Below are 15,981 nucleotides of genomic sequence, written 5' to 3'. Positions count from 1 at the left end.
AAACCGAAGCCTGACCAGTCCGGGGTATAAATCATAATTGGCACTGGCTTATCAAGCACCCTGTTGAGTTCTCAAAGAACAACCACACACCGCCCGGAAACCCCACACCGTGGAGCCCCCGACCCGGGGCATCTCGTTCGCATCCCCGCCGCTTCCCGCGCCGGGCACTTTTACTACGTTACCTCACCGTCTCTGCCGTGTCAAACCGTTTGTCCCGGTCTGTCGTGCTTCGCGCGGGTTGGCGCCGACGAGCGCGCGCAGCGGCGTACCGCTGCGGTTGATCATCGGATTTGGCAGGCCGGCCGCTTCGCGGTTTCCCGTGAGCTCGCCCGGTTCCCTGCCGGCGGTGAACCTTACCCGGTCGGCTCCGCTGCGCCAAATCCGCCTCGCGGCAGTTTCGGCGAGCCCCGCCCGGGCCGCGTCGTCCAGGGTGAGCACCCCGTCCGACCCGGCACCAGCCCGGTACGGCTCCTCGGGACTTCGTCCCGTTTGCCCCGTTCCGCGCTGGCAGAGAGAAAGTTACGCGTCTGGAGGTTTGAACGTCAAATCGGGGGGTAGCGGCGCCCGTCACATTTCCCGGCCCGCTCGGCCGACGAAGTGGTCAGCGCCCCGCGGGCCGCCGGTATTCCCCGGAGCGGCCCGGTGAGGGATGGATCAGGAGACCCGGCGGTCGACGCGGCGACGGGCCGCCCGCCAGGCGCGGACGCCGAGGACACCGACGGTGGTGCCGATGAGCAGGGACGCCGCGATCAGCAGGGCATGGATCCAGAGGAAGCCCGTGGCCGGGAAGTCCCCGACCCTGCCGGTGGACCAGGACCGCGGATCGTTCCAGATGGCGACCGCGAACCTCGGCCAGATCACCCAGGTCCAGACCCCGACCCCGACGAGGAAGAGCGCCCAGCCACGCGACAGCACCATGGCTGCCGAGTATGCCAGCGCGACCGGCTGTGCCGGGCCGCCGACCGGCTGGTCAAGGGGCCTGCCGTCGCCGGGTCGTCGGGTCAGGGGGTACGGAGTTGCCGGAAGGTGATCGAGTAGCGCAGGCCGGGCACCGGCGGGATGCTGTGCTGCCAGCTCGCCCGGGCGGCGCCGGACAGCACGTACGCCGAACGGGCCGCGAGCTGCACCTCGTACACCCTGCGGTCGTCGCCCTCGCCCCGCTGGAAGCGCAACAGACAGTCCGCGCCCAGCGAGAGGCCGACCACGGTGGGCCCGAAGGCGGGCGCGTCGCGGTGCCAGCCGATCACCGATCCTCGCGGGTACCTGGTCACCAGGGCCTGGGCGAGCGCGACCGCCGGGACGTCGGCGAGCGCGGCGCAGCGCTCCCGCACGCCGTGCAACTCGACGGGCAGTGCCTCGGCGGCCGTGAGCTGGTACGAGCCGTAGTCGTAGTCGAAGCCGAACTGGCGGACCGTCCGCCGGGCGATCCGCCCGTGCATGCGGACTTCCCGGAACTCGAACGCCCCGAGCGCGGTGAGCAGTGACCGCTCCTCGTCGGGCCCGATCAGTTCCGGCTGGTACGTCAGTCCCGCCGGCCGCTCGGCGACGCCCCGCATCCGTCCCATGGGACCGACGATAACCGCGGAAGAGGCCGGGCCTGGCGGCATCAGGAACCCGCCGCGACTGATGCCGGATCAGAATGGCCCGCCGGGGGTGACGCGCGAACGCGCTCGCAGGACTCGGCAATTCCGCCGAATGTGCGCGCCGCCGGCTTCCGCGGCCCCACCTGCGGCAGAGCCGTCCCGTTCATCGACGTCGGTTGACGGCTCAGGCGGGACGACGGATCAGTCTCGGCGGAAACGACGGACTTCGCGACGACACATTCCAGCACCCCGAGAATCGTCGCGTTGTTTCCCCGGGACGCGGGTGGGGCACTGTTTTCCGGGACCGGCGCAGACCGTCATCGGAGGTGACCCGTGCAGCCGTCGACATTCAACCCCTGGGCCTGGCGCGACCCGTCCGCCCTCGCGGGCGGTTACTCCGGGGCAGGCCCCGACTCCGCCCCGCCCGACGGCCCGGAGTCCCGCGGCGACGGACCGGACGCCCCCGGCCCCGGCACCCCGCTCGACCTGGTCGGCTACCGGGTGGAGGCCACGGACGGGCGGATCGGCTCGGTCGACGAGGCCAACGACGACACCGACGCGCGCTGGCTGGTGGTGGACACCGGGCCGTGGATCTTCGGCCGGAAGGTCATGCTGCCCGCCGGCACGGTGACCCGGGTGGACCACCTGGAGCGCACGGTGCACGTGGACCGCACCCGCGCGCAGGTCAAGGAGTCACCGGCCTTCGAACCGGACGCGTACGGCGAGCCCGGCTACCGGGACCGGATCGGGGACTACTACCGGGAGACCTACCGGCAGGGCTGAGCGCAGGCGGTCGGACCGGCTACCGTGGAGGCGTGGTCCGGCCGATCAGCTACGCGCCGGAGGTCGTCGACCCGGTCGACGGCCTCCCGCTCGGCGTCGTGACCACCTCTGCGATCCGCTGCGGCGACGGCCGCGAACGGATGATCGACGTACTTCGTGCCGGTGGACTGCGGTTCCGCGACGGCGCGCGATGGCGGTCGGCTCTCTGAGCCGACCCTGACCGTTTCCGGGGGACGCCCCCGGTCGGCGCGCGCCCGCGCACACCCGTCCACCAGCACGAGAGGCCTACCACCATGTCCGTCGCACGGATGCTCACCGGGGACCGGCCCACCGGCCGGCTGCACCTCGGCCACTACGTCGGCAGCATCGCCAACCGGGTGCGGCTGCACCAGCGCTACGAGAGCTTCTTCATCATCGCCGACCTGCACATGCTCACCACGCGGAACACCCGCGAGGACATCGAGCGGGTCGCCGGCAACGCCCGGGAGATGGTCACCGACATCCTGGCCGCCGGCGTCGACCCGGGGCGTGCCACCTTCTACCTCCAGTCCGCCATCCCCGAGGTCGGCGACCTCAACACCCTCTTCCAGAACCTGGTCACGGTGCCCCGGCTGGAACGCGTGCCCTCGCTCAAGGACATGGCCCGCGACGCCGGCAAGGAGGAGATGCCCTACGGCCTGCTCGGGTACCCGGTGCTCCAGGCCGCCGACATCCTCTGCGTCAAGGGGCAGGTCGTCCCGGTCGGCAAGGACAACGCGGCGCACGTGGAGGTGACCCGGGAGATCGCCCGGCGCTTCAACCACCTCTACGGCGAGGTGTTCCCCGTGCCCGAGGTGATCGCGGGCGATTCACCGACCCTGGTCGGCACGGACGGCCGGGCGAAGATGAGCAAGAGCCTGGGCAACGCCATCGCGCTCTCCGCCGATCCGGCGACCGTCCGCCGCGCGGTGATGGGCATGTACACCGACCCGAACCGGATCCGCGCCGACGTGCCGGGCACCGTCGAGGGGAACCCTGTCTTCGCGTACCACGACGTCTTCAACCCCGATCGGGCTCAGGTCGACGACCTCAAGGAGCGCTACCGGACCGGGCGGGTCGGCGACGTGGAGGTGAAGGAGAAGCTGGCCGCCGCACTCGACCGGTTCCTGGACCCGATCCGGGAGCGCCGGGCACGGATCGAGGCCGAGCCCGGGCTGGTCGACCAGCTGATCTTCGAGGGCACGGAACGGACCCGTCGCGAGGTGCGGCAGACGCTCGTCGAGGTCCGCCGGGCGATGGGCCTGACCAGCGCGTACGCGCAGGTGCGCCGCCGGGCTGAGCGGTACCGCAAGGTTGCTGCCGCGTCGACCTGAGCGGTCGTACGGCCGGGATCCGGTCCGGGGCCCGGGGGTCGCTCCGGCACCCGGGCGGGATCCCGGGGACGTTCGCGACGGCATGAATGAGTGGCCCCGGGTGGGGCATCTGGACCTCCATGGGCGTGGTCCGGTACGAGGCGGTGATGCCGGTCGTCGACGAGCTGGATCAGCTCGTCGACCTGCTGCGGAAGGGGGCCCCGGGTGAGCAGCTGTACATCCGGTGGTCCCGCGGTCCCGGCGTGGACCTGTCCGGCGGGCACCGGTCGGAGCAGTCCAGCAAGGACGCGTTGACCGGTATCGACCTGCCCGGTCTCTCGGCGAACCCGCTGGCCGTCGAGCCGTGGTGGGGCGACCGGCCGCTGCGGCTCTGGGTGGCCCGGCGGCTCTACGACTACTGCCACCTGCGGCGGCTGCGCGGCCCGGGCGTACGCCCCTGGGTGCTGGTCGGCGAGCAGCGCGGCCGGGGACCGGACAACGAGCCGTTGGTGCGGTGCCGCCGGCCGGTCGCGTGGGTCTCGGAGCGGGCGCTGCGGGAGGCGGACCGCGTGGTCGAGGCGCAGGCGTCGACGGAGTGGGGGCCGCTGCACCGGGCCGACTGACCCGCCACGGACCGGGCCCTCTGGTGGCCCGGGGCGGTTGTGGCAAGGTTTCAGCTTCGGGTACCGCACCGTCGTCGATCGGGGGAAGTCGACCTCGTGTCGCACATCGAGAAGATCACCGGGGAACTGCGCGCGCTGGCCACCGGCGTCGACAGGGCGCAGGCGCTGGCGTCCGCCGCCGACAACCAGGCGCAGGAGATCGCCCTGCGCGCCGCCGGCGCCGGCTTCGCCGCCGTGGCGGCGGGCCTGACCCGCGTACGCGACGGCATCTCGGCCGTCCGCGGCGGCCTGGGCGGCCTCGCCACCACCATCGGCGAGGCCACGAAGAACACCGCGGCCGTCCCGCAGGAAGCCAGCCCACACGAGACGATCACCGGCCTGGCACCCGTGCAGAACGCGTGCGACGGCATCCGCGACACCGCCGCCGCCACCATCGCCCAGGTCCGCGAGACACGACAACTCGTCACCACCGTCCTGCACGGCGGCCAACCCGGCCCGCTCCTGCAATCCCTGGAGAGCATCACGCAGGTCCTGAGCCTGGTCGCCCAACGCACCGCCGGCGCCCGGCAGGCGGTCGAGACGGCCATCGCCGAGGCCCGACAACTGGGGTCGGCGGGAAACTGAGCGGGGCTGGCGGCACCACACCGACCAGCCCCAGCACCGCGGCACCCGCCACCCCCTCGGGAGTCACCGACCACGTGCCCGGACGCGCGGGATCCACGCGTGTCGGGGCGGACTGCCAGATGTCTTGGACCAGGCCGGCCACCGGCACCCCCGGCGGCACGCCGACCGGGCCACGCACCCGAATCTCCCCCAAGGAGAGGCCGAAGGAACGTCGCAGCCTGGAACTGGAGAACGAGGCCGCCGACACGATCGCCCACAAGGGCTACCAGGTGCATCAGAACCCCTCGAAGCAGGAGATCGCAGGTGCCCGGGTGAAGACCGGCGATGTCGTCGACCCGGGAAGGGCACCGGATTACCTGGTCGAAGGGCTCGTCTTCGATTGTTACGCTCCCACTTCCTCGGCACCAACCCGCTCCGTCTGGAGTGCGGTGGTCAAGAAGGTCGAGCGACAGCAGACCCAACGCGTGGTCCTGAACCTCCAGGACTGGCGCGGAGACTTCACCGCCCTGCGGAAGCAGTTCGACGACTGGCCGGTACCGGCGTTGAAGGAGTTGGTGGCGGTCACAAGGAGCGGCACGATCGTCGAGATCGTGCGGCGGGACTGAGAAAGGCCGAGCACATGTCCATCACCTACCGGCTGGCGCTCGCGGGCGACGTCCCGCTGGAGCAGTTGGCGGAGTTGGTCGCGCCAGGGGCGACCGAGACGACGACATACTCCGGCGACCGGATGCTCAGGGCCGATCTGAACGAGGAGTGCGGGTACGTCGTCACCATCGTCGCAGGCAGCCAGGGCTATTACGAGGCCGAGGATGACGGCGGCGTCGCGTGGGAGTGGGAACCGGCAACCTACGTCGACATCGACTTCCACATGCGCAAGGACACGCTGGGGGAGAAGGGCAGGCCGCACATGCTGCGGGCCGTGGGCCGGGTGCTGGCCGACCGGCCCGAGGACGCGGCGTTGGTGCTCAACGACAACTGGTTGTTCCTGACCCGGGTCGACGGCGTGATCCGCCGGCACAACGAGGCCGACTGGTACGAAGAGGCGTACGACAGCTTCCTGCCCAGCTGACCCGCCGCCCGCCGCCCGCCGGCCTCGGATCCCCGTGGCACGGGCGCGGCCCTCCTACCATTCGGCCGTGGCGGACTCGATGTCCCGGCAGCGGTCGCGACGGTCGGGCAGCGGCAGGATGCCTGGTCACGGGCTTCTGACGAGGCCAAGCGCGTCATCACCCGCACACGGCCGGGTTGGGCTGGACCGACGACGACGCGTTCGTGGCCGAGGCGGAGCGGATCGTCTCGCTGTCCAACGAGGGCTGGGCGGCGAGGACGATCGAGCAGGATGGCGCCGCGCAGCCGTGACGTCGCCACGAGGGGCGGGTCGCCGGCGGCACGCCGGTCAGCCGGCGAGCGCGTCGAGGGCCTCGTCGAGCCGGGGCTTGCGGCCGTCGGCGAAGACGTCGAGGAACTCCTCGTCGGGCGTGGCCCAGAACCGCGTACGCGGCTCGTCCCGCCAGTCGCAGGTGATCTCGCAGCCCCACGAGTGCAGGTACGTCCGCTGGTCCGTCCGACCCCGGTGGAACAGCGGGTCACCGACGATCGGGAAGCCGAGCCAGGCCAGGTGGACGCGGATCTGGTGGCGCCGACCGGTGACCGGCTTGAGCACCAGCAGCGTACGGTCGCCGCTGACCAGCGCCGTGGCGAACTCGGTACGCGACTCGTAGGAGGGCTTGGACCGGTCGACGGCCGACTCCGGCAACTCGAAGCGGCGCCGGTCGGCGTCGTAGCGGATGGCCTCGCGCTCGCCCGCGATCCGGATGGTGCCCTTGCGGCCCGGCCGCAGCGGCAGGTCGATGGTGCCCTGGTCGGGCAGCCGCGCCCCCTCGACCCAGGCGAGGTAGCGCTTGTCGGCGCCCCGGTCGGCGAACTGCCGGGTCAGCGAGGCGTGCGCCGACGGCGTCCTGGCCAGCAGCAGCAGCCCCGAGGTGACCTTGTCGATGCGGTGCACCCAGTGCACCGGTTCCCCGGCGGCGGCGGCCAGGTCGGTCAGGGAGTCGGCGTGCCGCTCGCCCATCACGGAGATGCCCGGCGGCTTGTCGAGCACGAGCAGGTGGTCGTCCTCGTGGACGCACCGACGCCGAAGTTCCGACCAACTGAAGGTGGTCATCATCGCCTCGGCTCTCGACTGTGCTGCGCTGCTCCGTGTCGCCGACGGCCGCGCCCGGGACATCTGTGACGCGCGGAGCGGGGTCGAGCCGGGCCAGGTGGGCCGGCACGGCGAAGGATACCAACCCGCCCGCCCGCGCCCCGGCGCTCAGCCGAGGCGCCCGGGGCACGTGCTCAGTCGAACCGCCACCGCGTCGCGCTGAAGCCGGAACCCTTGTCCATGCCGATGACCTTGGCCGGAGTCACCTCGAAGACGATGTACGGCGACGGGCCGATCCCGTCGCCGTCGATCCCGCCGTCGACCGGGGTCACCTCCCAGCCGTATTTCTCCACGTAGGCCTCGGCGACGCGCTTCAGCGTCGCCGGGTCGCCGATCCGCGACGCCGTGCCCTCCACCGACAGGTCCAGCTCGGGGCTGCCGACGGTGAGGACGCAGTGCGGGTTGGCGGCCAGGTTGTCGACCTTGTGGGCGCTTGCGCTGGAACAGAAGTACATGGCGTCGTCGAGCCACATGGCCAGCAGCGGCACCGCGTGCGGCCGGCCGTCGGGCCGGACCGTGCACAGGAAGAACTCTCCCGCCGCCGTCAGCCGCTCGCGCGCCTGCGCCCAGGGCATCGGCTTGGCGTCCCCGCTGGCAAAGGAAGGTTCCGCGACCGGCTCACGGTCCACCATGGGTTTCCCCTCGAACGACGACGGCGTGATGGAGACAGCACGCAGAGTATCCCAGGGCGACGGTGCCCGCTGGCGGACGGCCCCGCGGAGTGCCGGAGGGCGTGCCCCTCGACTGCCGCACGCCTCGACGTCCACGGGGGACGAATTCGCTTGACCTGAACCTCGCTCCAGGTCCTAGGTTCGCGGCATGAGCATGGAAGTCACCGCCTGGATGTCCCTGCACCACGCGATGCACCAGCGTGACGAGCGGCCCTTCTCCAGGGCGACCTTGAAGCGGATCGGCGGCTTCGCCCGCCCGCACCGCCGTCTGCTCGCGTGGTTCCTGGCGGGCAGCGTGGTGGCCGCGGTACTGACCGTGGCCGCGCCGGTGCTCGCCGGGCGGGTGGTCGACGCGATCGTGTCCGGCACCGGCACGTCGACGGTGGTACGGCTGGCCGTGGCGATCGCCGTGATCGCGCTCGCCGAGGCCGGGCTGGGGCTGCTCACCCGCTACCAATCGGCGCGGATCGGCGAGGGCCTGATCGTCGACCTGCGGACCGCCGTCTTCGACCACGTGCAGCGGATGCCCGTCGCCTTCTTCACCCGGACCCGCACCGGCGCCCTGGTCTCGCGGCTCAACAACGACGTCATCGGGGCCCAGCAGGCGTTCAGCGACACGCTCTCCGGCGTGGTCGGCAACGCGGTGACACTGCTGCTCACGCTCGCGGTGATGCTGACCTTCTCCTGGCAGATCACCCTGCTGGCGCTGGTGCTGCTGCCCATCTTCGTGCTGCCCGCCCGGCGGATGGGCCGGAAACTGGCCCGGCTCGAACGGGAGGCCGCCGATCTCAACGCGGCGATGAGCACCCGGATGACCGAGAGGTTCTCCGCCCCCGGCGCCACCCTGGTCAAGCTCTACGGGCGGCCGGCGGAGGAGTCCGCCGAGTTCGCCGTCCGCGCCCGGCGGGTGCGCGACATCGGCATCCGTACCGCCATGTTGCAGACCGTCTTCATCACGGCCCTCACGGTGGTCGGTTCTCTCGCGCTGGCCCTGGTGTACGGCCTGGGCGGCGTGTACGCCATCCGCGGGCAGCTCGACGCCGGCGCGGTCGTCGCGCTCGCCCTGCTGCTGTCCCGCCTGTACGCGCCGCTGACCTCGCTCGCCAGCGCACGGGTGGAGATCATGAGCGCGCTGGTCAGCTTCGAGCGCGTCTTCGAGATCCTGGACCTGAAGCCGATGATCCAGGACGGGCCGGACGCCCGGCCGCTGCCCGACGGGCCGGTGGCGGTCGAGTTCGACGACGTCCGCTTCGGCTACCCGGCGGCGGAGAAGGTCTCCCTGGCCTCGCTGGAGGACGTCGCGAAGCTCGACGCCCGCGGCGGCGAGGAGGTGCTGCACGGCATCTCGTTCCGCGCCGAGCCCGGGCAGATGGTCGCCCTGGTCGGCTCGTCGGGCGCCGGCAAGTCCACCATCGCGCAACTGCTGCCCCGGCTGTACGACGTGGAGGCCGGCGCCGTCCGGCTCGCCGGGCGCGACGTGCGGGACCTGACCGGCGACTCGATCCGCGACGCCCTCGGGGTGGTCACCCAGGACGGTCACCTGCTGCACGACACGATCCGCGCCAACCTGCTCTACGCCCGGCCGGACGCGAGCGAGGACGACCTGTGGGACGTGCTGCACCGGGCCAGGTTGGCCGACCTGATCCGCTCGTTGCCGGACGGCCTGGAGACGGTCGTGGGCGAGCGGGGGTACCGACTCTCCGGGGGCGAACGCCAGCGGCTCACCATCGCCCGGCTGCTGCTCTCGCGCCCGCGCGTGGTGATCCTCGACGAGGCCACGGCACACCTCGACTCGACGTCCGAGGCGGCGGTGCAGGCGGCGCTGGGCGAGGCGTTGACCGGGCGGACCAGCGTGGTCATCGCGCACCGGCTCTCCACGATCCGCTCCGCCGACCAGATCCTCGTGCTCGAACAGGGCCGGATCGTCGAACGCGGCCGCCACCCGGACCTGCTGGCCCGCGGCGGCCGGTACGCCGAGCTGTACCGCACCCAGTTCGACCAGCAGGTGCCGGCCTGACGGGCCTGCCCCGGGCGTGCCGGGAGTGCGCAACGCGCCGGTGCGGTCAGTGCCGGTTGCGCGATCTGCGGACCGCCAGGACCCCGCCGACGATCGCCACCACGGTCGGCAGGAGGCAGCAGATCGTCAGGACGAACAGGTGCCACGGCTTGACAGCTCCCATGGCCGCGAGCATAGGTGCCGCGGGCCAGTGCCGCCGCCCGGCACCTCGCCCGGTCAGCGGCTCGACGCGCGGTGCCGCGCTCTGCTCGCGGAACGGCTGCGGAAGGTTGCGCGCGCTACGCCTGCCCGGCCCCCAGCGCCGCCGCCAGGCCGTTGATCGTCGGATAGCGGAACAGGTCCAGCAGGGCCACCTCCCGCGACAGCCGGCGGGACAGCTCGGCCTGCACCCGCAGCAGGCCGGCCGACGTACCGCCGCAGTCGAAGAAGTTGGCGTCCGGGGCGGGCGGGCCGGGGATGCCCAGCATCGTCGTCCAGACCTGGGCGATCGTCGCCACCAGGGCCGCGTCCCCGGCCGGGCGCGGGGCGCCCGCGCCGGCGGCGGCGTCCGCGAGCTCCGCGAGGCGGTCCAGGTCCGGCTTGCCGTTGGGGGTCGACGGGATCGCCGGTACGACCAGCACCCGGGTCGGCGTCATGGTGTCGGGCAGTCGCTCCGCGAAGTGCCGGAACACGTCCTCGCTGGACAAGGCCCCCGGGTCGCCCTCCACGAAGGCGACGACCTCGGTCGACCCCGATCGGGCCGTGGTCGTCACCACGCAGTCCCGGGCCAGCGGATGCTCCCGGGCGACGGACTCCAGCTCCGCCGGCTCCACCCGCAGGCCGTTGACGGTGACCTGCCGGTCCGCCCGGCCCGTGAGCACGATGCTGCCGTCCGGCCGCCGGTGACCGAGGTCGCCGGTGCGGTACTCGCGTACCCCGTCCCGGAGGTGGAACTGCCGCGCCGTCCGGGCCGGGTCACCCAGGTAGCCCAGGGCGAGGTACGGACCGCGTACCACGATCTCGCCGATGCCGTTAACGGGCGCGGGCAGCCCGGCGGGAGTGACCACCGACAGGTGGGCGGTCGGGCCGCCGGTGCCGACGTTCCCGTCGGCGCCCACGTCGGCCACGCTGACCACCTGCGGCGTCTCGGTGGTGCCGTAGTACGACAGCAGCCGCGCCCGGGGGAACAGCTTCCGCGCGTCGGCGAGCCCCGCCCGCGTCATCGCGGCGCCGCCGAGGCCCACCAGGCGTACGGACGGCAGGGTCACACCCGCGGCGACCGCCGCGGCGCTCAGCAGCCGGGCCGTGGCGGGCGTCAGGTGCAGCACCGTCGGCGTCACCTCGGCGAGCCAGCGTGCCATCGTGACCTGTGACTCCACCGCCGCCCGGGGCGGCACGAAGAGCCGTGCGCCGACGGACAGCGGCGTGAGGACGTCGCGCAGGAGCGGGTCGTGGCCGATCCCGGACAGCAGCACGAAGCGGTCCGCGTCGGTGAGGTCGAACCGGGGGACGTACCACTCCAGGAAGGCGCGCAACGGTTCCTCACCGGCGGCGACGGCGGCGGGTTCGCCGGTGGTGCCGGAGGTGAAGGCGACGTAGGCGGTGCCGTCGGGGACGGGCTCACCGGCACCCCGGTCGGGTCCGTCGAGCCGCTCGACGAGGCCCGGGTACTGCCCTTCGGTGGCGTCCCACCAGGTGCCCGGCCGGACCCGCGCGGCCATCCGCCGCAGCCGGGGCAGCGGCTGGGAGGCGTCGAACAGCACGAACGGGACGCCGGCGGTGAGCGCCGCCAGGATGCCCACCGGCACCGACGGGGTCCGGGCCGCCACGATGCCGACCGGTCCCCTGCCGCGCCACGCGGCGGCGAGTTCCGTGACCGCCGCGTCCAGTTGCGCGTACGAGTGGGTGTCGCCGATCGCGGGCGCCGTGCCGTCGCGCGACACGGCCTGCCGGAACCGCCGCACGACGTGGGGGCCGGGCGCGACGAACCCGGGTGCCGCCCGCCCCGGGTCGTTCCTGCCGAAGTCCAGGTCGGCGAGGGTGGCGTCCGGCGCGGCGGCGGCCGTCGGCAGCAGCGTGCAGAGGTGCTCGGCCATGGCCCGCACCTGGCCGTCGTCGAAGAGGTCGGCGTCGTAGACCAGTTCGAGGTTCAGGTCGTCGCCGTCGGAGACGAAGTACCAGGACAGGTCGAAGAGCGCTCCCGCCAGGGGGGACGGCAACGGCTCGACCTGGCAGCCGGCCAGCTCCAGTGGCGCCGGCGGGTAGGACAGCATGTTGCACCAGATCTGGAACAGCGGGTTCGCCCCGGGCGTGCGCGGGGCGTTGACCTCGCGTACCAGCAGGTCGAACGGGACGTGCGGGTGCTCCAGCGCGGTGGTGAGACGCTCGTGGGTGGCCACGGCCAGCTCCGTCACCGTGGCCGTTTCCGCCACCTCGCAGCGCAGCGCCAACGAGTTGTTGAAGAATCCGACCAGGTCCTCGGCGCGCGCGTCGTCGCGCCCGGCCACCGGCATGCCGAGCAGGAACTCGTCGCGGCCGCTGTACCGGGAGAGGATCACCTGGATGCCGGTGACCAGCACGGCGAAGACCGTCGTGTGCAGCGACCGGGCGAGCGACCGGACCGCCTCCATGGTGTCGGCCGGCAGCGGTACGGTGACCCGGCCACCGCGGAAACGGGGCCGCCCCGGCCGGTGGCGCTGCACGGGCAGCCGCAGCGGGGCCGGGATCGTGGCCAGCTCCTTGCGCCAGAAGTCCAGCTCGGCGGCGACCGTCTGCTGATACGCGTCGGCCTGCTGCTCGGTGGCGATGTCGATGAACTGCGCCGACAGCGGCTGCCACGCCGGTGCCCGCCCGGCACGCACCGCCTCGTACGCCAAGCCCAGGTCGCGCTGGATGACGTTGAGCGACCAGCCGTCGGTGACGATGTGGTGCGCCATGAGCAGCAAGGTGTGCTCCTCGGGCGCGGTGCGGAACAGCACCGCCCGGAACAACCGCCCCCCGGCCAGGTCGAAGCCCGCCCGCGCCACCTCGGCGTCGCCGCGCTCGGCCAGTTCGTCCGGCGCGACCGGGACGACCGGCAGCTCGACCGGCTCGTGGTCGAGCACCCGCTGGACGTCGCGGTCGCCGACCGTCGTGATGACCGTGCGCAGCGCCGAGTGGCGCTCCACCACCAGGTTCAGCGCTTCGGTGAGGGCGGTGACGTCGAGATCGCCGGTCAGGCGGTGCAGCGTCGCCAGGGTGTAGGCCGGCAGGCCCGGGTAGAGGCGGTGCAGCAGCAGCAGCGCCTGCTGTGCCGGGGAGAGCGGTCCGATCCGCCGGCTCGCCCGCGCCGGGCCCGGTGCCGACGCCAGGGCGGGCCGCCGGCTGTCGACGGCGGCGGCGAGTGCCCGCACGGTGCCGTGCCGGTACAGGTCGGCCACGCTCAGGTCCACCCCGAAGTCCCGCCGGATCCGGCCGCCCAGCTGCACGGCCGCCAGCGAGTGCCCGCCCAGCGCGAAGAAGTCGGCGGTCACGTCGACGGTGTCGGTGGCGAGGACCTCCGCCCAGAGGCGGGCGACGGCCTCCTCGGTGGGCGTCCGGGGTGCGCCGTCGTCGCCGCCGGAGGTGGGCGCGTCCGGCAGCGCACGCCGGGCGAGAGCCGCCCGGTCGACCTTCTCGTTGGCCCGCAACGGGAACCCGTCGACGAAGACCACCCAGTTCGGCACCATGTACGCCGGCAGCAGCTCGCGCACGTGCGCGAGCGCCTCCTCGGCGGTGCCCGTACCGCGCACGTAGGCGCAGAGCGTGTCGGGGACCGCCTCCGGCTGCACCACGACGGCGTCCGTCACGCCGGGGTGGCGTTCCAGCACCGCCTCCACCTCTGCCAGCTCGACCCGGAACCCGCGCAGCTTGATCTGCCGGTCGACCCGCCCCCGATAGACGAGGTTGCCGTCGGGGAGGCGTTTCACCAGGTCACCCGTGCGGTACAGGCGCGCGCCGGGGGTGTCGGAGAACGGGTCCGGCACGAAGCGTTCGCGGGTGAGGTCCGGTCGACGGTGATAGCCGACGGCCACCTGGACGCCGCCGAGCCACAGCTCGCCGACCTCGCCGTCCGGGACCGGGTTGCCGTCCGGGTCGAGGACGTGCGTGGTGACGCCGCGTACCCCCGTGCCGATCGGGGCCCGACCGTCGCCCGACTCGGGGCGGTCGAGGAGGATGTCGTACGCGGTGGCGATGACGTGTGTCTCGGTCGGGCCGTACGAGTTGACGATCCGCAGCCCCGGCACGGCGGCGGCGATCTCGCGCAGCAGCCCCTCCGAGATCGGCTCGACGCCCACCATCATCCGCCGCATCGTGAGCTCGCCCGGATGGGTGTCCAGCCACTCGCGCAGGGGCGGGAGCAGGACCGTCGGCAGGTACGCGTGCCCCACCGACTCCCGGGCCAGCAGCTCGAACAACGGCTCCGGCTCCAGCCGCATCTCGTCAGGCACGACCAGCACGGTGCCGCCGACGAGCAGCATCGTGAAGAACTCGTACACCGACACGTCGAAGCTCAGCGCGGCCCACACGGTGCCGACGTCACCCGGCCCGAACGACGCCCGCGCCGCGTAGTCGTCGACCAGGTTGATGATCCCCCGGTGGTGGCAGAGCACGCCCTTGGGCGTACCGGTCGAACCGGAGGTGTAGAGCAGGTAGGCGGGGTCCTCGCCGTGGGCCGTGGGCCGGGCCAGCGGCACGTCCTCCGGTGCCGCCGTCCAGTCCAGGTCGAGGACCGGCACATCCGTCGTGAACTGCGGGAACGAGGGCACCCGCAGGATCGCGGCGGGCGCCGCCCCGTCGAGCAGCGCCGCGATCCGGGCCGGCGGCAGTGTCGGCTCGATCGGCAGGAAGACCGCGTCGGCGGCGAGTGCGGCCACGACGCCGACGAGGTACGCGGTCGACGGACCGGCGCAGACCGCCACGACGTCGCCCTGCCCGACACCGACGGCCCGCAGCCGCTCGGCCAGCCACGACGCGACGGTGAGCAGGCGGCCGTAGCTGATCGACTCGTCGGCGCAACGGATCGCGGTCAGGTCGGGTCCACGCCGCCCGGCCGCACTGATCAGCTCGAACAGGCCCGGTTCAGTCGACGACATCGAGTACGAGCTTTCCCGTCGTCTCCCGGTTGGCCAGCGCCGTCAGCGCCTTGCCCGCCTCGGCCAGCGGATACACGTGCTCGGTGATCGGCGTCAGGGTGCCCTTGGCGATCATCCCGAAGAGGCCGGTCATCGTCTCCGCGGTGATCCTCGGGTATCGGGTGACCAGGTCGTTCGCCCAGAAGCCGACCACGCTGCGGGAGCCCTGCATCAGCGACTCCGGGCGGATCGGCGTGCTGCCCCTGCCGGAGGCGGCGCCGTAGGTGACGAGCCGGCCGAGCCGGCCGAGCGAGGCCAGCGCCGTGTCGAGGGCCGCACCGCCGGACATCTCCAGGTACAGGTCGACCGGCTTGCCGTCGTTGGCGGCGAGCATCTCGTCGGCGAGGTCCTCCCCGGTGGGGTCGAGCGCGACGTCCGCGCCGAGCCGCACCGCCAGCTCCCGCTTGGCGTCGCTGGACGCGAGCGCGATCACCCGCCTGGCACCCCACGCCCGGGCGAGCTGCACCGCCAGCGACCCGACGCCACCGGCGGCGGCGCTCACCACGACGGTGTCCTGCCGGGTCATCCGGCCGGCGGTGCGCAGGATGTGCCAGGCGGCGAAGCCCTGGTTGGCCACCGCGAGCGCCTGCAGGTCGGTGACGGCGTCGGGGACCGCGACCAGCGTCGCGGCGGGGGCGGCCACCCACTGCGCCCACGCCCCACCGGTACGGGGCAGCGCGACGACGCGGCGCCCGTCCGGGTCGGTGCCGACCGCCTCGATGCCCGGGACGTACGGCAGCGGTGGCCGGTAGCTGTAGGAGCCCTCGACGACATGCTTGTCGGCGAAGTTGATGCCGGCCTTCGCCACCCGGACGAGAACCTCGTTCTCCCCGGGCGTCGGCTCGGCGAAGTCGGTCACCGTAAGCGACTCCGCGGGGCCGAACCGCTCGACCACGACCGCCTTCACACTGCCTCCCACCAAGACACCCGCATCACCGCACCTTCCGGCCGGTGACCTGACCCGACAGTCGTGCCGTCGTCGCCCCGCAGGGGCCGGCCGGGACGTGGCCCACG

Annotated in this window: 15 protein-coding genes; 8 read left to right on the top strand and 7 right to left on the bottom strand. The window is 72.8% G+C overall.

Features of this window, described 5'->3' with window-relative positions:
- Positions 1 to 183: 183 nt before the first annotated feature.
- From V6U77_RS09335 to V6U77_RS09325, 3 genes are all read right to left on the bottom strand, one after another.
- A complete protein-coding gene (locus V6U77_RS09335; RefSeq protein ID WP_334605846.1) occupies positions 184 to 438 on the bottom strand; it encodes a hypothetical protein in 255 nt (84 codons plus the stop codon).
- A 216-nt stretch (positions 439 to 654) separates the two neighbouring features.
- The gene (locus V6U77_RS09330) at positions 655 to 918 is read right to left on the bottom strand and encodes an SCO4848 family membrane protein (RefSeq protein ID WP_334605845.1); all 264 of its coding nucleotides are present in this window, start codon (positions 916 to 918) and stop codon (positions 655 to 657) included.
- A gap of 83 nt (positions 919 to 1,001) precedes the next feature.
- Entirely contained in the window at positions 1,002 to 1,565 is a 564-nt protein-coding gene (locus V6U77_RS09325; protein WP_334605844.1) for an alpha-ketoglutarate-dependent dioxygenase AlkB, read from the bottom strand.
- 351 nt (positions 1,566 to 1,916) lie between these two features.
- Here V6U77_RS09325 and V6U77_RS09320 point away from each other — a divergent pair, with 351 nt between their 5' ends.
- The 7 genes from V6U77_RS09320 to V6U77_RS09290 all read left to right on the top strand — a co-directional run bounded on the left by V6U77_RS09320 (position 1,917) and on the right by V6U77_RS09290 (position 6,013).
- Positions 1,917 to 2,366 (top strand): PRC-barrel domain containing protein, encoded by a 450-nt coding sequence (locus V6U77_RS09320; RefSeq protein WP_334605843.1) that lies wholly within the window; start codon positions 1,917 to 1,919, stop codon positions 2,364 to 2,366.
- 32 nt (positions 2,367 to 2,398) lie between these two features.
- The gene (locus V6U77_RS09315) at positions 2,399 to 2,575 is read left to right on the top strand and encodes a hypothetical protein (protein ID WP_334605842.1); all 177 of its coding nucleotides are present in this window, start codon (positions 2,399 to 2,401) and stop codon (positions 2,573 to 2,575) included.
- Positions 2,576 to 2,659: 84 nt separating this feature from the next.
- The gene (trpS, locus tag V6U77_RS09310) at positions 2,660 to 3,718 is read left to right on the top strand and encodes a tryptophan--tRNA ligase (RefSeq protein WP_334605841.1); all 1,059 of its coding nucleotides are present in this window, start codon (positions 2,660 to 2,662) and stop codon (positions 3,716 to 3,718) included.
- Between the two features lie 86 nt (positions 3,719 to 3,804).
- Positions 3,805 to 4,320 (top strand): DUF6098 family protein, encoded by a 516-nt coding sequence (locus V6U77_RS09305; RefSeq protein WP_334605840.1) that lies wholly within the window; start codon positions 3,805 to 3,807, stop codon positions 4,318 to 4,320.
- A gap of 96 nt (positions 4,321 to 4,416) precedes the next feature.
- Complete coding sequence (locus tag V6U77_RS09300) at positions 4,417 to 4,944, top strand: DUF6244 family protein (protein WP_334605839.1); 528 nt, start codon at positions 4,417 to 4,419, stop codon at positions 4,942 to 4,944.
- 182 nt (positions 4,945 to 5,126) lie between these two features.
- Positions 5,127 to 5,549, top strand: coding sequence for a hypothetical protein (locus V6U77_RS09295; protein ID WP_334605848.1), 423 nt, complete (start codon positions 5,127 to 5,129; stop codon positions 5,547 to 5,549).
- Positions 5,550 to 5,563: 14 nt separating this feature from the next.
- Positions 5,564 to 6,013: a SitI3 family protein gene (locus V6U77_RS09290; protein ID WP_334605838.1), complete on the top strand. Its 450-nt coding sequence runs from the start codon at positions 5,564 to 5,566 to the stop codon at positions 6,011 to 6,013.
- A 327-nt stretch (positions 6,014 to 6,340) separates the two neighbouring features.
- Here V6U77_RS09290 and V6U77_RS09285 read toward each other — a convergent pair whose 3' ends face one another.
- Together V6U77_RS09285 and V6U77_RS09280 are read right to left on the bottom strand one after the other, a co-directional pair.
- A complete protein-coding gene (locus tag V6U77_RS09285) occupies positions 6,341 to 7,108 on the bottom strand; it encodes an RluA family pseudouridine synthase (RefSeq protein WP_334605837.1) in 768 nt (255 codons plus the stop codon).
- A gap of 173 nt (positions 7,109 to 7,281) precedes the next feature.
- Positions 7,282 to 7,779 carry a pyridoxamine 5'-phosphate oxidase family protein gene (locus V6U77_RS09280; protein ID WP_334605836.1) on the bottom strand — a complete coding sequence of 166 codons (498 nt, stop codon included), beginning with the start codon at positions 7,777 to 7,779 and terminating at the stop codon, positions 7,282 to 7,284.
- Between the two features lie 187 nt (positions 7,780 to 7,966).
- Here V6U77_RS09280 and V6U77_RS09275 point away from each other — a divergent pair, with 187 nt between their 5' ends.
- Positions 7,967 to 9,835: an ABC transporter ATP-binding protein gene (locus V6U77_RS09275; protein WP_334605835.1), complete on the top strand. Its 1,869-nt coding sequence runs from the start codon at positions 7,967 to 7,969 to the stop codon at positions 9,833 to 9,835.
- Positions 9,836 to 10,113: 278 nt separating this feature from the next.
- Here the strand turns inward: V6U77_RS09275 and V6U77_RS09270 are convergent, their stop codons facing one another.
- Complete coding sequence (locus V6U77_RS09270; protein WP_334605834.1) at positions 10,114 to 14,928, bottom strand: amino acid adenylation domain-containing protein; 4,815 nt, start codon at positions 14,926 to 14,928, stop codon at positions 10,114 to 10,116.
- Positions 14,915 to 15,886, bottom strand: a complete 972-nt coding sequence (locus V6U77_RS09265; protein ID WP_334605833.1) for a quinone oxidoreductase family protein — start codon at positions 15,884 to 15,886, stop codon at positions 14,915 to 14,917. The genes V6U77_RS09270 and V6U77_RS09265 overlap by 14 nt, the downstream gene beginning before the upstream one ends.
- Positions 15,887 to 15,981 lie beyond the last annotated feature (95 nt).

This window comes from Micromonospora sp. CPCC 205546 (assembly GCF_036902715.1).
GTDB lineage: Bacteria > Actinomycetota > Actinomycetes > Mycobacteriales > Micromonosporaceae > Micromonospora.
Note: the sequence above shows the minus strand (reverse complement) of the source record. Positions and strands in the feature narration are given on the sequence as shown.